General features: G+C 41.8%; 13 protein-coding genes and 1 pseudogene. 4 read left to right on the top strand and 10 right to left on the bottom strand.

Going from position 1 to position 16,021, the window contains the following annotated elements; genetic code table 11:
• Positions 1–294: 294 nt before the first annotated feature.
• The 5 genes from LH47_RS01920 to LH47_RS01900 all read right to left on the bottom strand — a co-directional run bounded on the left by LH47_RS01920 (position 295) and on the right by LH47_RS01900 (position 5,924).
• The gene (locus LH47_RS01920; protein ID WP_043964290.1) at positions 295–1,014 is read right to left on the bottom strand and encodes an exonuclease domain-containing protein; all 720 of its coding nucleotides are present in this window, start codon (positions 1,012–1,014) and stop codon (positions 295–297) included.
• 3 nt (positions 1,015–1,017) lie between these two features.
• Entirely contained in the window at positions 1,018–2,046 is a 1,029-nt protein-coding gene (locus tag LH47_RS01915) for a DUF294 nucleotidyltransferase-like domain-containing protein (protein WP_043964275.1), read from the bottom strand.
• 13 nt (positions 2,047–2,059) lie between these two features.
• Complete coding sequence (locus tag LH47_RS01910) at positions 2,060–3,373, bottom strand: ammonium transporter (protein ID WP_043964273.1); 1,314 nt, start codon at positions 3,371–3,373, stop codon at positions 2,060–2,062.
• Between the two features lie 154 nt (positions 3,374–3,527).
• The gene (locus LH47_RS01905; protein ID WP_043964271.1) at positions 3,528–4,916 is read right to left on the bottom strand and encodes a membrane protein; all 1,389 of its coding nucleotides are present in this window, start codon (positions 4,914–4,916) and stop codon (positions 3,528–3,530) included.
• Between the two features lie 66 nt (positions 4,917–4,982).
• Positions 4,983–5,924 (bottom strand): endonuclease I family protein, encoded by a 942-nt coding sequence (locus tag LH47_RS01900; RefSeq protein WP_235341021.1) that lies wholly within the window; start codon positions 5,922–5,924, stop codon positions 4,983–4,985.
• A 372-nt stretch (positions 5,925–6,296) separates the two neighbouring features.
• Between LH47_RS01900 and LH47_RS01895 the strand changes: the two genes are divergently transcribed.
• Positions 6,297–7,223: an MBL fold metallo-hydrolase gene (locus tag LH47_RS01895; protein WP_043964266.1), complete on the top strand. Its 927-nt coding sequence runs from the start codon at positions 6,297–6,299 to the stop codon at positions 7,221–7,223.
• A gap of 56 nt (positions 7,224–7,279) precedes the next feature.
• Here LH47_RS01895 and LH47_RS01890 read toward each other — a convergent pair whose 3' ends face one another.
• Together LH47_RS01890 and LH47_RS01885 are read right to left on the bottom strand one after the other, a co-directional pair.
• On the bottom strand, positions 7,280–9,046 hold the full coding sequence (locus LH47_RS01890; RefSeq protein WP_043964264.1) for an ABC transporter ATP-binding protein: 1,767 nt from the start codon (positions 9,044–9,046) through the stop codon (positions 7,280–7,282).
• Complete coding sequence (locus LH47_RS01885) at positions 9,043–10,797, bottom strand: ABC transporter transmembrane domain-containing protein (protein WP_043964262.1); 1,755 nt, start codon at positions 10,795–10,797, stop codon at positions 9,043–9,045. The genes LH47_RS01890 and LH47_RS01885 overlap by 4 nt, the downstream gene beginning before the upstream one ends.
• Positions 10,798–10,976: 179 nt before the next feature.
• On the opposite strand from LH47_RS01885, the gene LH47_RS01880 reads away from it, so the two are divergent.
• Complete coding sequence (locus LH47_RS01880) at positions 10,977–12,197, top strand: NAD(P)/FAD-dependent oxidoreductase (protein WP_043964260.1); 1,221 nt, start codon at positions 10,977–10,979, stop codon at positions 12,195–12,197.
• Between the two features lie 9 nt (positions 12,198–12,206).
• Here the strand turns inward: LH47_RS01880 and LH47_RS01875 are convergent, their stop codons facing one another.
• The 3 genes from LH47_RS01875 to LH47_RS01865 all read right to left on the bottom strand — a co-directional run bounded on the left by LH47_RS01875 (position 12,207) and on the right by LH47_RS01865 (position 15,204).
• Positions 12,207–13,517: a glycosyltransferase family 4 protein gene (locus tag LH47_RS01875; RefSeq protein WP_043964258.1), complete on the bottom strand. Its 1,311-nt coding sequence runs from the start codon at positions 13,515–13,517 to the stop codon at positions 12,207–12,209.
• Complete coding sequence (locus tag LH47_RS01870) at positions 13,514–14,605, bottom strand: CotS family spore coat protein (protein ID WP_043964256.1); 1,092 nt, start codon at positions 14,603–14,605, stop codon at positions 13,514–13,516. Before LH47_RS01870 ends, LH47_RS01875 begins: the two co-directional genes overlap by 4 nt.
• A gap of 104 nt (positions 14,606–14,709) precedes the next feature.
• On the bottom strand, positions 14,710–15,204 hold the full coding sequence (locus LH47_RS01865) for a glutathione peroxidase (protein ID WP_043964254.1): 495 nt from the start codon (positions 15,202–15,204) through the stop codon (positions 14,710–14,712).
• 76 nt (positions 15,205–15,280) lie between these two features.
• Between LH47_RS01865 and LH47_RS16590 the strand changes: the two are divergent.
• Positions 15,281–15,424: pseudogene (locus LH47_RS16590) on the top strand (GNAT family N-acetyltransferase); the annotation flags it as partial.
• A gap of 61 nt (positions 15,425–15,485) precedes the next feature.
• Positions 15,486–16,016 carry a hypothetical protein gene (locus LH47_RS01860; RefSeq protein ID WP_043964252.1) on the top strand — a complete coding sequence of 177 codons (531 nt, stop codon included), beginning with the start codon at positions 15,486–15,488 and terminating at the stop codon, positions 16,014–16,016.
• Positions 16,017–16,021: the final 5 nt, after the last annotated feature.

The raw sequence follows: 16,021 nt of genomic DNA, 5'->3' as shown, positions 1-16,021 counted from the left end.
TCCAAAAGGGCCGCCAACAAGACAGCGAACACCTTTTGAAGAGTTCTGACTAATTGTTCCTCCAGCTCTTTTAATAAAGGCCATTCTGTGGTAAAATGTTTCATGGACTCTCTCCCTCCTGTTTTATTGATGTTGGTCATCACCATCATAGCAGGGAGAGAGTCCTTTTTGCATGACATTTGCTTTTTTCTACCGCGCTTCGCTTGGTGGCCCCGACGAGCGTCGCGAACAAAAGTTCGCAACCCTCGTCGGGGAATCATTCCTGAATGTCACCCACAAATATTTTACTCACACTTATGAACGTTGACTAAGTAACGCATATAAATCATGTAGCGTGTCGATTTTCAACCGTTGCAAGTCCGCAAAAACTCGCTTCCAAATCTCAAATAAACTCATGACATCTCCTTTCGCCGTATGACGATCAACAGTGGATAAATGGTAAAATAATAATGCATCATCGAGCGTTGGAAATGAATGATGATATATACATTCCATTATTCTCCTCATTTCGATCGCGGTTTGCTGCAAAACTATACGATAGTTACGCGATAAAAATTCATTTAAAAATGCAACGTCGTGCTGAATATGATAACCGATTAAAATACTGCCATTCAAAAAAGAAAGGATATGATGAATCTCCTCTTCAAGCGAAGGCGCGCATACCACATCGTCATTTGTTATGCCTGTAAGTGCGACGACGTGCTCTGGAATCGGACGCTTTGGGCGAAAGTGAGAACAATACAAGTCAAACGCTTCACCTTTTTTTGTTTTTAAAGCCGCAAGTGAAAAAATTTCATCTCCTCCTTGAGGCGAAAAACCTGTCGTCTCTGTATCTAATAAAATAAACGTCACGTCAGAAAGCGGCGTTTCGAGCGAATACGTATGTTTCTTTGCTTCTTTCATCATTTTTCGAATCCAGGCCTCTTGTTGAAAAGCTGGACCGACCGCTGTGGCTTGATCATAACGAAGCCCAAGCGATAATACTCGGTTAATCCATTGAAACGGTCGCTCCATCAATTACACCCACTTCCTTGCATGACGTTGCATTTTTTTCGCTACTGTCATTGCTTTTTTTAATCGTCTTTTCTCTTCCTTAGATAAATGTCGTATCGCTAAATGACTTCCTTCTAACGAACATCGTAAGCGAAAATACAAAAACGTCTGAAGCGCTTTTTCAATACGTTCAAACTGCTGTTGTGAGCAGCCATGTTCATCATACCAACGCGTTAACCGCTCAAATGTTGAATAAGCATGAACAAATTGTTTTTGAACAGCAACCCATTTCAACACATGATTGAGCTGAACATATCCTCCTTGTTTTATATCAATCATGCCGCTTTTCTCTCCCCAACGTTCGACGTACACCCGTCCAAAAGGTCCAATCGGAACAAAAGGAATACGAACGCTATCAATCATGCGACTGCGCAAAGAAACAGTCGCCGCAATCTTTTTATATAATGTCGTTTTCAGCTGAGTAGCAAGTGCATATTCTCCATAAATTGGACGCATATCAGCTAACATAGATAAATAGCGAATATCATCTATATGTTCATTTGTTACATATTTTTCAATTTGTTCATGCCATTCTCCAACTTCTTTCAACCATCTTTCGTTTGTTGCCATCACATAACCAGGACAATACGGATAACCAATTTCGTTCAAAAAAAGAACGCCGATACGTGCATACTCACGCATATATATATAACAATCGTCTTTTTCGCTATGCAAACATGAAAAAATCACTCCGTTATCTTGATCAGTCCAAACGGTCGGTTCCTTTCGCCCACTGCTCCCCATCACAAACCAACAAAAAGAAGAAGGTTTTTTGCCGATTCCTTGCCGATCAACTTCTCGTTCAGCTAACAGCAACGCTTGTTTCATGAGCGCATCGTGGCACATACAAAGCGCATCGTATACATCAAATATGCTATAAAAAGAAAATGAAAGAGAAGAGAGGAGAAAAGCAACTTCACCATGAAGTTGCTTTAGTTGTGTCGTATCGCTACATTGTTCCGTCCGAGCGACAATTGTGTCCAGAGCATTCATACGATCACCATTTTCATAACGAACGAGATGAAACAGCGGTTGGTGGTTGTTGATAACTTGGGTCTAAATGCTCTGGATACCCATATGAACCATGCTCACTAATATCAAGGCCAGAAATTTCTTGATCAAGTGTCACACGTAAGCCGATCGTCTTTTTCAAAACATATAAGATCATAAACGAAACCATCGCCACATACACCGCTGCACCTAAAACACCAATCGTTTGAACAAGAAGCTGATCCACTCCTCCGCCATAAAATAACCCCGGTTTTCCAATCCCTGTTTTTTCTACAAGGCGTGGCGAAGCGAAAAAGCCAGTTGAAATCGTCCCAACAATGCCGGCTATGCCATGAACAGAAAATGCGTAAATCGGATCATCAATGCCTTTTCGTTCAAAATATACAGACGTCCAAAATGTAAATGATCCAGCAACAGCACCAATGACTGCCGCTGCCCACGGCTCGACGAACGCGCATGCTGCTGTAATCGCAACGAGCGCGGCTAATACGCCGTTGACCATCGCAGGAATATCCGCTTTCCCAACAAGCCATTTTGCTGTTAAAATCGAAGCGATCGCTCCGGCGGCGGCCGCAATATTTGTTGTTAACGCGACATAACCAAAAAATCCGTCTGCCGTTCCCATTGTACTTCCTGCATTAAATCCAAACCAACCAACCCATAAGACGAAGCCGCCGATAACGGTATATACTTGGTTATGGCCTGGAATGTAGTTAGATGTCCCATCTTTGTTGAATTTTCCAATTCGCGGCCCTAGTAGCAACGTTGCGACTAATGCGGCAATGGCTCCTTGTAAATGGACAACTGTTGAACCCGCAAAATCTTGCATTCCCATTTCTCCAAGCCAGCCACCTCCCCATACCCAATGGCCGATCACAGGATAAATAGCGACGGTAAAAATCGTTCCAAAAATAAAGTAAACGGATAATTTCGCTCGTTCAGCGAATCCTCCCCACGCAATTGCTAAAGATACCCCAACAAAAGCAAGCTGGAATAAAAATTTTAACTCGAGCGGTACATTCGCCCATGAAAGCGAGGAGAACGTTTCTGTTCCTTCCTTTAAAAACCATCCTTCTGTGCCAATGAATCCATTTCCTTTTCCAAATGTAATGGCGAAACCTGCCGCCCAAAATGCAAGTGAGGCAATCGCAAAGCTTAATATTTGTTTTCCGGCGACATGGCCAGCATTTTTCATTCGTGTCGAACCAGCTTCTAACAAAGCAAATCCGACTTGCATTCCAATGACTAAAATAGCACCTAACATGACCCAAAGTGAATCAAGCGCCAGACTCAACTGTCCCTCATTCATTCTCATCTCTCTTTTATGTCATTTTTCATTACATTTATGGTTATAATATATTACATAAAGAGATGGAAATGCAACATTTTTTTGAAAATTTTTTGTTTTCATGTTACTTTTTATAACAGAAAAAAGAGTGCCTCGTTGGAGACACTCTTTATAACTAAATAAGAAACATCGCAACAATTGTCGTTACAGTTAACCCGATAATAACTGGCACAACATTTCGTCTTGCTAATTCAAATGGGCTGACACCACAAATGGCAGCTGCCGGAATGAGCGCCCAAGGCACTAATGTTCCTCCCCCAACCCAAATTGCTACGATTTGACCAAGTGCTGTCAATGTGGCAATTCCCGTTCCAATTGCTGCCGCAAACAATTTTGCAATGGAGCCAACAAGGGAAATACCTGAAAATCCCGAGCCATCCAAGCCTGTGATGGCACCTACTCCAGCTAATGTCACAGCTCCAACTTCTTTACTTAATGGAACGACACTCGATAAAGCCACACCTAAATCATTCACAATGCCATGCGACCGTTTTGGTAAAAAATCACCAATTATCGTTTGAAATCCGGAATCTCCTAAATAAAAGAATGCTGCGATCGGGATGACGGGACCGAACACTTTAAACCCAAATTGAAATCCTTGAATGAATAAGCCTGTAATTTGTTCTAAACTTTTCTTTTTATATGCCACGACTGATAAGAGAGATAAAATGAAAATGGCTGTTCCACCAATTAACGCAGTTGCATCTCCGCCTTGCAATTGAAAATAATACATCGCTACAACGTCTAGGCCAAATAAAATCGGAATAAGAAACGCAAATGTCACTTTCATTCGTTTTGTTAATAAGTGAGACTGTACTTCACTTTCAGCGATGGCAACCGCTTCGCCTTGTTGAATGTTCCCTCTTTTCATATCGCGACGCAACAAGAAAAACGCGGTTGTCACTGTGACTATTCCCATCACAAAGACGAGCGGAATGCTTGCGGAAATGACTTCGGAAACAGGAATACCTGCAGCATCTGCTGTTAATTTCGGTGCCCCTTGAATAATAAAATCACCTGATAGCGCAATGCCATGTCCGAATAAGTTCATCGCCATCGCCACCCCTAACGCAGGTAATCCTACACGAACAGCGACCGGTAACAACACCGCTCCAAGTAATGCCACAGCAGGTGATGGCCAGAAAAACCACGAGATAACCATCATTAATATCCCGATCGTCCAATAAGCTAACGTTGGGGTCCGAATCAATTTCGCAAACGGCGCAATCATCACTTCATTCATGCCTGTGATCGTCAGAAGCTTACTCATTGATACGATAATAGATATGACAAGAATGGTCGGAAGAAGTTCTGTGATGGCGTAAATAAAACTTTTAAAAATCGTACTGATAGAAAGCGGCAAAGAGCCTGTCGCTGTAATCGCTAACAAAAAGATGCCAATCATACAAGCTAACGATGTATCTTTACGCCAAATCATTAACGCGATAATGATACAAATAAACGAGACGTAAATCCAATGCAACGCTGTGAACTCCACACCCATCGTTCTCTTCCCCTTTTCATAAACTGTAATACAGCATATGAAAAAGAGTGGGATGTGTGCGAACGCCTAACCACTTTTACGTCCAATCAAAAAATAAAGCTGTTCAACAAGATGCGGTTTATCTATGAACGGATTGCGGTTTCCTTGAATACGAAAAATAGCCGCGTTACGATGTTTTTCATACATTGTAACAGGAAACTGTTTATGCCATTGAATAAGCAAGGAAATGTTTATTTGATCAATAAACGGCTGTTTGATCGCTCGCGGATAACGAACGAGGAAATACAACATCGCTCGCGCCACCGCCCCTTTTCCGTGTTCAGGCTCAAAATATTCTCCGTATGCTACTCCACAGTCATTTTGAATCATTTCATAAGGGGACTCTGGTTCATAAAATGGAAAATCCGCATAAGGAAAATTCGAACGGATCGAATTACAACGGGGTTCACAAACGAATAAGTGATGCAAATCCCCTTTCATCGGCTCTTTCGCCCCAAACCAAGATTGTGGAACGACATGTTCTGCATTAAATTTGAATTGTCGATCGACCATTTTTATCTTTTGTTCAAAATCGAGTTCACCTTTTTTAGCTTTTTTCACAAGTTGAATGAATTGTTCATATCGCTTTCGAATCGTCTCATAGTCTTGTAAAATAACCGTGCGCGGATCTTTCTTTTTTCCTGAATAAATACTTTTTACTGTTCCATCCGGCTGCAAATCAACCCATGTGTACAAATAGTAATCTTTGCTTAGAAAATAAGGGATGCGGCGTATATGTGTCCGCTTGATTAAATCGTGATATGCTCGAAATAAAAACGTTCCGTCCTTTTGATCATGAATATGCTCATAATATCGTTCAATAATGCGCCCCTCTTCTTTTTCGTTATAATATAAGTCGTTTTGCTCATGAATTTTTTGTTGGTTTTCCATTAATTCTTGCAAAATCTCTTCTTGTTTTTCTTCCCAATGCTTCAACTGTTCCGCGTGTTGAAGTACAACATCTTCCACCTTTCTTCTCCCCAATCATTTTTTTACTATAATGTATTCATATCCGATCCATCATGACGCGGCCATATCATCTTCTTTCGCTTCATATATTCATTATAGTTAATATGTGAACAATAAAAAATAGAACTGAGCATATGTTATGCCCAGTTTCTCCCCCCCTCGTTCAACACGTATTTAATCACGTTTTGCTTTGGTTCTGATATATTTTAAACAAACTTGCATATTCACTCCGACGAGATTGCGAATGACTTGCTTCATTTTCCCATTGTCAAGAGAAACATTTTCATACGAACAAAAAAATTAAAGAAATCATGGTGTATACTTATATATACTGAATACTCAAATGAAACACCCATATTGGAGGAGAAGAAAATGGGAAAACGATATGAAAATTTAGATGGGGTATACACAACAAAAACATTTGCTGATTTGCGGCGTTGGTATGCCGAAAGAAGACAAAAAAAGAAAGATTGGTCATATACTTTGCCCCGTGAATATATGGACTCTTCTTTGCTGCATACAAATAAAAAGCAAACGTTGCTCACATGGGTAGGGCATGCGACATTTATTATTCAAATAAACGGCTTAACCATCGTTACAGATCCGGTTTGGGCAAAACGATTAGGAACGATTCGCAGACTAACTGATCCGGCCATTCCGATTCATGATGTACCTCCTGTTGATGTCATATTAATTTCTCATAGCCACTATGATCATTTACATTTCTCAAGCATAAAACAGATGAAAGGAAATCCTCTCATCCTCGTTCCTAGTGGGTTACGTTCATCCTTTCTCAAAAGAGGGTTTGAGCGTGTCGTGGAATGCTGTTGGTGGGACACAGTTGTCGAACAGGATGTTTCGTTTACGTTTGTTCCAGCACAACACTGGTCAAAACGGACACTATTTGATACGAATACATCTCATTGGGGGGGATGGGTCATTGAAGCAAAAGAAAAACCAACGTTTTATTTCGCTGGAGATAGTGGATATTTTCGCGGGTTTCGCGCGATCGGAGAGCGTTTCCATATCGATTATGCGTTGCTGCCTATTGGAGCATATGAACCAGAATGGTTTATGGGGCCACAACATGTGACACCAGAAGAAGCTGTACAAGCATTTGTCGATTGCCGTGCCAACACATTTATTCCGATGCATTACGGTACATTTCCACTCGCTGACGATACACCAAAAGAAGCACTAGACCGCCTATATGCCGAATGGAAACGGCGCAACTTTCCAAACGAGCAGCTATATGTACCAAAACTAGGGGAAATCGTATATTGCGAAACCGCCACATAAAGCGTGGCGGCTTCGACAAATGTGCTTTACAAAACTGAAACAAGCTTTAAAAACATTTATATACATACATCTTCCGTTAACCCATTTTGCAAGACGTACATCCGATAATATAACCCTCGTTTTGCAAGCAGCTGTTGATGCGTTCCGCGCTCAACAATTTCACCTTGATGCAAAACGAGAATTTGATCAGCATCTTGAATCGTTGATAAACGATGGGCAATCGCAATCGTCGTTCGCCCTTTTCTCATCTTTTCGAGCGCTTGTTGAATGGCTTCCTCTGTTTCTGTATCGATATTTGCCGTTGCTTCATCAAGCACTAATATTTTCGGATTGATCGCAATTGTACGGGCAAAGGCAATTAGTTGACGTTGGCCGCTCGAAAACGTCGTCCCCCTCTCTGTCACGGGATGATCGTACCCTTTTGGCAATTTTTCAATAAACGAATGGGCTTGAACAAATGTGGCAGCTTGTTCTATATCTTCATCTGTCAAACTTTTATGATGCAGTCGAATGTTATCTCGCACCGTCCCATAAAACAAAAACGGATCTTGAAGGACAAGGCCGATATTTTTTCGCAATTCCCTTTTCGGATATGCTTTAATGGAATGTCCATCAATCAAAATGTCACCGCGCTCAAACTCGTAAAAGCGCATGAGCAGTTGAATAATCGAACTTTTCCCGCTTCCTGTATGACCGACGAGCGCAACTGTTTCTCCAGGTCGAGCGATAAACGAAATGTTTTTTAACACGTCACGTTTTCCATCATAACTAAACGATACATTGCGAAATTCCACCGTTCCTTTTTCAATAACAAGTGGTTGCTCATATTGTTTCGGCTCTTCTTCTCGTTCATCTAACAATTGAAAAACGCGAGATGAAGCAACGAGCGCTTGCTGAAACATCGATAACCGCATCATCATTTGGTTAATCGGTTCAAAAAAACGCTCTAAATAATTGACGAAGGCATACAACACACCGATTTCAACCGGACTTTGAAAAGAAGAGATGCCAAAATAACTTAAAACGACAATAAGCGAAAATACATAAACGACGTCTGTCGCTGGACGAAGCAATAAACTATCAAGTTTAATATTTTTCATTGCCGCTATATAATGTTTTTCGTTAATGTCTCCAAATTGCTCTCTCATCCGCTTTTGCTGACGGAACGCTTGGATGATCGCCATACCTTGAAGCGACTCATTTAACTTGGCATTCAGCTGGCTTAACCGCTCGCGCAAATCGCTATAAAACACCGAGCTATACTTTCGATACGTACGAATAATGATATAAATAACCGGTAAAATCACTAAGCAAAAAGTAGCTAAACGAACATCGAGCAAAAACATTGCAACAAATACACCAATTAAGAAAAAAGCACTTTGGATAAATGTAACAAGCACTTCAACAAACATTTCTTTAATCGCTTCCGTATCATTTGTCACTCGCGATACGATGCTTCCCGCTGGGGTCCGATCAAAATAACGCATTCCTAACGATTGTACTTTTGAAAATACATCGATGCGCAGCTGTTGAATAATTTTTAGCGCAATTTCTTGAAACTTCAGCAATTGAAAGTAAGAAAGAACGACTTTCCCAATGTGGATCGTGACGTAGGCAGCTGCTAATCCGATCATCGCTTGAAGCGGAAATGTCATATGTGTTAAGTAGTCATCAATAAACACTTTTACAATAATCGGACCGAGCACTTCGCCCGCAGTCGTTAAGGCTAAAAGAAAAAAAGCAAAAAATAGCGACTTTCGATGCGGGATCGCATAGCTCATGAGCCGCATAAACACTTGCCGTTGATTCATATTCGATTTCATTGCGCACCTCCACGTTCCACAAACTGTTCGAGCTGCTGGCGAACGTACATATCCCGATACCAACCGTCTTGGACAACAAGCTCTTCGTGCGTACCTCGCTGAACAATGTTTCCATCTTCAAGCACTAAAATTAAATGCGCGTGTTGAATGGCACTTAACCGATGCGTCGCAATAATCGTCGTTTTGCCTGCCCGATTTTCTTTCAACGCTCTTAAAATGCGTTCTTCGGTTTGAGCATCGACTGCAGATAGCGAGTCGTCTAAAATAAGTACTTCCGGATCAAGGAGCAATGCACGCGCAATCGATAGCCGTTGCTTTTGTCCCCCTGATAAAGACACGCCTCTTTCACCAACGACTGTTTCGTACCCTTCTGGAAATTGTACAATATCATCATGCACTTGAGCGAGTTTGGCGACATGCTCTACTTCTTCTTGACTCGCATTAGGTCGAGCAAAAGCGATATTGTCGCGAATAGAAGCCGAAAAAAGAAAATGGTCTTGCGGTACATAACCAATAGCTTCACGCAATCGTTCTAACCGATATTGTGTAATCGAATGTCCGCCAAAATAAACATCCCCATCCATTCCAACAAACTCGCGCAATAACACTTTTAAAAGCGTTGTCTTTCCCGCTCCTGTTTTCCCGACAATCCCTAACGTTTCTCCTTTTTTTAATGTAAACTGAATGTGCTGTAAAGTTGGCTTCGTTTCATTCGGATACGTAAAGGAACGAATATCGTACGTGATGTCGCCTGTCGGTACGTCATCAAGTAGCCCTTCATTTTCTTGTATATCTGGTTTTTCGCGCAACAACGAGGAAACTCGGTCATACGAAGCGCGACCGCGTTCGACAATATTAAATAGCCATCCGAATGCTAACATTGGCCAAATGAGAAGCCCCAAATACATCGTAAAAGAAACGAGTTGCCCAATTGTCAACTCTCCTTGCACGACAAAACGAGCACCAAAAACAATCGCTAAAAAAAACGACACGCCGACAATAAGCGAAATCGTTGGATCAAACAATGAATCAATGCGGGCAACCGCCATATTTTTTCGAACGACGTCATCCGCTTGTACTCGAAACGATTCGATTTCTTCTTTTTCTTGTCCGAACGTTTTTATTACTTTCATGCCCGCAATGCTTTCTTGCACTTTATCGTTTAAAGCGGAAAACGCCTCCTGCGCATGATGAAACCGTCGATGAAGTAGCGACCCGTAATAGCTTGTTAAATACACCATAAGCGGCATTGGCAATAAACAAATGAGCGTTAGTTTCCAGCTAATTGTAAATGCCATCGTCGCAATAACAAACCCGCCAATGCATAGTGAATCGACAAGCGTCAAGACACCAACACCCGCTGTTTGCTGGATCGCTTGTAAATCATTTGTCGCATGTGCCATTAAATCACCGATGCGGCGATGTTGATAAAAAGACGGAGACATCGTTGTAAAGTGACCGTACAGTCGATCGCGCAACAGCCGAGCAAGCTTCGCCGCCGATCCGAAAATCATCGTCCGCCAAACGTAACGACAACCGTACATACAAATCGCAACACATGCGAGCAAGCTTAACCACGTAGCGAGCTTTTCTTTCGTTAGTTCCCCTGCTTTTATCGCATCAACAACGTGCCCAATCACTTTCGGTGGAACAAGCTCAAGCAACGACACAATCGCAAGCAATATAATTCCGATTATATACGCTTTTTTTTCTTGTTTAAAAAACCACATTAAGTCCAAAAATACTTTCACATTCCATCCCTACTTTCTTGTCATTCATCTGATGCTCCGTTTCATTTTATCAAATATTCCAAAAATAAGAAAGCCTTTTGCTATGTCAATATATAAATGACGTTGTTGCTGTCGCATACTTTTACATATGCAGGTCAATATAAAAAAGACCAGAATGAAGAAGAAAGGTGGTTATCGCGATGGATTTACAAACAGGAAAGTTATATTGGCCAACGACATTTCCCGATGCTCCCTCGTATCCCCCTCTTGAGAGCGACATACAATGTGACGTATTAATTGTCGGAGCGGGTGGTTCTGGGGCGTTGTGCGCTTATTATTTAAGTGAAACCGATTTAGACGTCGTTGTTGTCGATAAACGAAAAGCCGGATACGGAAGTACGATGACAAATACAGCACTCATTCAATGTCTCGGGGATAAAATGTTTTTCGAACTCGTTAACAGCTTTGGCGAAACGTATGCCGCACGTCATTTAACGCTTTGTCAACAAGCCGTCGATGAACTTGAACGGGCAGCAAATTGCTTACATATCGATGTGGAATTTCAAAAAAGGGACAGTTTGTATTATGCAAGCGTTGCGGAAGATGTCCAAAAGCTTGAAAAAGAATATACGGCGTTAAAAAAACAAGGCTATCCTGTTGTCTGGTTAAATGAACAACAAATTCGCCGCCATTATCCGTTTACAAAACATGCTGCTTTATATACAACGGGGGATGGAGAATTAAATCCGTATAAATTGACAATTGGTTTATTAGAATATGCGAAACAACGTGGGGTACGTATTTTCGAAGAAACAGAAATCAATGGAAAAAAACTCGAACAACATATGGCAACATGCTATACGAAAAACGGGCATTCCATCCGAGCCCGGAAAGTCATTTTTGCCGCAGGCTACGAAACGTTAGAAGTGAAACAAGAAAAAAAAGCGTTACTCGTTAGTTCGTATGCGGTTATTACAAATCGAGTTGAAGATTTTTCAAGTTGGCATAAACGAACGCTTATTTGGGAGACAGCCCGTCCGTATGTATATATGCGAACAACGGCTGACGATCGCATTATTATCGGTGGGCTTGATGAAAATACAGCGTATGCGGATGATCGCGACGCTAAGCTTATGCATAAAAAAGAACGACTCATCGAGGAATTTCATCGACTTTTCCCCGATATTCATGTCGTTCCTGAATTTTATTTAGCTGCCTTTTACGGTGGGACGCACGATGGTCTTCCGATGATCGGTGTGTACGATTCCTTTCCAAACTGTTATTTCGTCTATGCTTACGGAGATAACGGAACCGTGTATAGCACAGTCCTTGCTCAAATTTTACGCGACGTCATTACAGAAAAACAAAACGATGACTTTTATTTATATATGCAAACAAGACCGAGACTCCCACAAACATAAGTGGGGGTTTTATGTCGTAATCGCCCATACAAATGCTTTTTTCCTTTTTTTGTTTGATGCTACTTCTTTTCGAATTGGCTTCAAAGGTTGTAAAACCGGCTCGGTCGGCTGTTTTTCAACGACTTGCTCAACTATTTCTTCAACAGAAACAGTTGCTTGCATTGGTGAAAGCTCAGTTTGTTCGACATGTTGCCATACGCGGAGTAGGTCTGATGCCACGCGCTCCCAACGATAAAGTGATGTCGCTAATTTCCGCCCGTTTTCTCCCATTTTCTTCATTAGCGTACGATTGGACAACACATATGCCATTTTTTCCACAAAGTCTTGCGGATCTTCTGGTCTTTCGACAACAACACCATTTTCATTTGGAACGATGACTTCTGGATTACCACCACGAGCGGTTGTAACAATCGGAAGTCCTGCTGCCATCGCTTCATAATGAACGCGGGCAAGCGGCTCTTGCCATTGCGATGTACAAACAAATAGATCAGCTGCGGCAAACCAATGTTGAATTTCATTTGGCGGCACAAATCCTGTAGCTACAACAGGAATAGGTAATCTTTTAGCTAACGAACGAACGTAAGCGATATAATCTGTCGTCCCTTCTTCGCTAAACCATTTGCTTCCGACGATGACGAGCGCTAAATCATTAAATCGCTTCGCAAGTTCCGGCAACGCTTGAATCAATTTATCAACCCCTTTATTTGGTGACAAACGCCCCGCAAATAAAATGACTGTTTTTTGATCGATCCCATGCGCTTGACGTAGCTGCTTACGAATTGGTGCCATCTTCGAATGATTTCCCGGTAAAAATCGTTCGGAATCAACACCGGAGTAAATCGTTCGTAATTTCCCCTCTGCTTCTGGATATAGGTCGCGAATGACTTGGCCGATATAGTTGCTAATTGTGACAATCGCTGATACTTGCCTGATCACTTCTACTGCTTCTTCACGGTTGATTTTCGCAACTTGAAACATATCGTTATGCATGCTCAGCGTCATTTTGGCATGAGGAGCGACTTGACGAATAGGTAAAACGAGACGTGGGCGGTTAAAAATATGGATGAGATCAAACGAATGAGCTTGCACGTATTGAACGACATGATCGCAATATGTGTCAAATATCCCACCTGGGACGCGTACATAATGAATGCCATCGATCGTTTCTTCATTTGGCAGTGTTTCATGTTGTACACCTAATACCGTAATACGATGTGCACGGTGAAGATGGGGGAGGATGCCAGCAATATACGTTTGAATCGCACCACCAAGCACAGGAGGAACAGGTAGCTTTTCTGTACAAATCATCAAAATGTTCATCTGTTTCCGTTCTCCTTCCAATCGTTTTCAATTTCCGCAAGAACCGGCCATTTCGTTTCATCCGTTGCAACAATGATTTCAATAAGTTGCATCGTTTGTTCCGTTAAAAATAGCTCTGGCTCGTATACAACTTCTTTTAAGTTTTTGTAAAATTCATTCGGAAGTGACAAATCAATCATCAATATGTCATATAATGAAGCGTCAATTGGATTGGCTTCATGATACGCTCGAATCATCTCTCGCACCCATTGGGCATCCCAGCGGTATAAATCAGCCATCGTACCGGAAATCAGTTTTCGTAAATCTCGAATGGGCAAATCATACGCCACGCCATCTAAATCGATAATCCACATGCCATCTGCGCCCATTTGTCCGTTCGACCACCCATAATCTTGATGCACTAATCCCCATTCGCTATGTCCAAGTTCGATTAGTTGGTGGTACGAGGATTGTTGTAGTCTTGTGAAACTTTCGCGCGCCTGTACTTGAAAGCGATCGACAACTTCCAACAACATCGCGCTTGCAGGCATCTCTTTATACGCCTTCGCTAATTGGCGAAACCAGTCCATTTTGTTTATCGTTTTCTCATACGTTTTCGGCCATTTGTACAACCGGGAAGCGATTTCTGCTCCTTTTGGAGGAACGTATCCTTTACTTAAACGATGAAATTCACCAAGCGCATAACAAAGCTGTTTCGCCCCTTCTAAATCTTTCGTTACAGGAAATAACGGCTCGATCCATTCCGCAACAAACCATAGTTTTCCTCCTGCCTCCACATAATCTATTCCTTCTTTCGTTTGTACAATCGGCGGGACATTTGCGTTTTGCACATCGACTAAATATCGCTGAGCGCCGAGGCTAAATAAACTGCGTGTTGGGCGACGATGAAGTAGTTTTAAACTTTTTGGCCCTTTGTTCGTTTCTAACTTCCAAATGGCTCCCCCTTTATCCGGTTTCGTCGTGACGACTTGCCTACTTTGAACAGATAAATCGTAATGACGCAACACGTCTTCTGCCATTTGTTCAATATAGTCCGGTACGAAAAACTCATGCATCGTTTCATCTACGATCCAAGGTTCAATGAACATATAACCCCTCCTATTTGACATAATCCCTACTATCTCAACATATGCACTATATAAAAATCCGTATAGACAAATCCATTACTTCAAACAAAAAACCGTCTCTTTTTTCATTCAGAGACGGGTTCGTGAAGCAACGATTCAATATGCTGTTCAAGTTCAAACGGCTTTGTTGTCGGAGCAAACCGCGCAACAACTTGACCTTTTCGATCAACTAGAAATTTTGTAAAGTTCCATTTCACCGCTTTCGTTCCTAACACACCTGGCGCTTGTTCCGTTAAGTAAGTGAAAAGCGGATGGGCGTTTGGACCGTTTACGTCCACTTTCGCAAACATCGGAAACGTCACACCATAATTGAGTTGACAAAACTGCGAGATGTCTTCTTCTGATCCTGGCTCTTGATTTCCGAATTGGTTGCACGGGAAACCGAGCACGACAAAACCGTGATCTTTATACTTGTCATACAATTGTTGCAATTGTTCGTATTGTGGCGTCAATCCACATTTGCTTGCTGTATTGACGATTAATAGAACTGTTCCTTTATACTGGGCTAACGATTGCTCTTCTCCTTGAATTGTACGTACATGAAAATCGTAAATGCTCATTTTTCATTCCTCCCTTAACGCTATTGTAACACATCGATCATTTTTTCTACACAAACGATGCTTCTATTCAGACAAAATAAAAGGAAAACTCACAGACCCTGTTATTACTTTTTTACTTCGCTGCGGGCGCACACCAGTGAAAGTCGTCGCTAATTATTTAGAAGATGCTCAGTCTTGCAACTACGCCTTGCTTATGGAATGGCGCAATCCGTTTTTGTAACGACCCGTCCACACCTTTCTCTCTCTCGTTCATACAATAAAGTTAGAGAGGGGGAAACGAAATGAAAAAATGTTGTTGTGCACCGATGCGCCATATGTCTCCACAGCGTGACGAATGTCCATGCTGTGTCGAAGGAATGAAACATGTGTTAGCACAGCTAAATGGAAAAGAAGTCGATATTGCCACACTTGATCAAACAGGACTGGGGCAAGGAAATAATAATTTTACAGTGGGGACGATCGAAAATGACTTTATTGTCACCGGCACGATTCCAGGTACAGGACAAGCGAAAAGATCAGCAGCATTTCCAATTTGTAACGTCGTCGAAGTGAGAGGAGACGTATTGAAAAACATTTTCCTCCCCCAAATTGACGAAACGTGCGACTGTTGTGAACGTTCAATTACAAGCTTTTTGCAACATATCCAAGGGCAAACGGTTGATGTCGATACATTAGCTACCGGGCAGTTTAATAATATGCAAAACGTTAAAATTGACGCTGTCGGAAAAGGAACCGTCCGTCTGACGAAAAACAACAAAACATGGATCGTCAACAGTTGCTTTATTTCAGGTATATTTGGCTTTAAGCTATGAGAGAG

Origin of the sequence: Anoxybacillus thermarum (genome assembly GCF_000836725.1) — a bacterium.
GTDB lineage: Bacteria > Bacillota > Bacilli > Bacillales > Anoxybacillaceae > Anoxybacillus > Anoxybacillus thermarum.
Note: the sequence above shows the minus strand (reverse complement) of the source record. Positions and strands in the feature narration are given on the sequence as shown.

Coding starts and splice junctions, on each gene's coding strand:
- LH47_RS01920 (WP_043964290.1), bottom strand. CDS start 1,014: ATGGAGCGACCGTTTCAATGGATTAACCGAGTATTATCGCTTGGGCTT.
- LH47_RS01915 (WP_043964275.1), bottom strand. CDS start 2,046: ATGAATGCTCTGGACACAATTGTCGCTCGGACGGAACAATGTAGCGAT.
- LH47_RS01910 (WP_043964273.1), bottom strand. CDS start 3,373: ATGAATGAGGGACAGTTGAGTCTGGCGCTTGATTCACTTTGGGTCATG.
- LH47_RS01905 (WP_043964271.1), bottom strand. CDS start 4,916: ATGGGTGTGGAGTTCACAGCGTTGCATTGGATTTACGTCTCGTTTATT.
- LH47_RS01895 (WP_043964266.1), top strand. CDS start 6,297: ATGGGAAAACGATATGAAAATTTAGATGGGGTATACACAACAAAAACA.
- LH47_RS01890 (WP_043964264.1), bottom strand. CDS start 9,046: ATGAAATCGAATATGAATCAACGGCAAGTGTTTATGCGGCTCATGAGC.
- LH47_RS01880 (WP_043964260.1), top strand. CDS start 10,977: ATGGATTTACAAACAGGAAAGTTATATTGGCCAACGACATTTCCCGAT.
- LH47_RS01875 (WP_043964258.1), bottom strand. CDS start 13,517: ATGAACATTTTGATGATTTGTACAGAAAAGCTACCTGTTCCTCCTGTG.
- LH47_RS01870 (WP_043964256.1), bottom strand. CDS start 14,605: ATGTTCATTGAACCTTGGATCGTAGATGAAACGATGCATGAGTTTTTC.
- LH47_RS01865 (WP_043964254.1), bottom strand. CDS start 15,204: ATGAGCATTTACGATTTTCATGTACGTACAATTCAAGGAGAAGAGCAA.
- LH47_RS01860 (WP_043964252.1), top strand. CDS start 15,486: ATGAAAAAATGTTGTTGTGCACCGATGCGCCATATGTCTCCACAGCGT.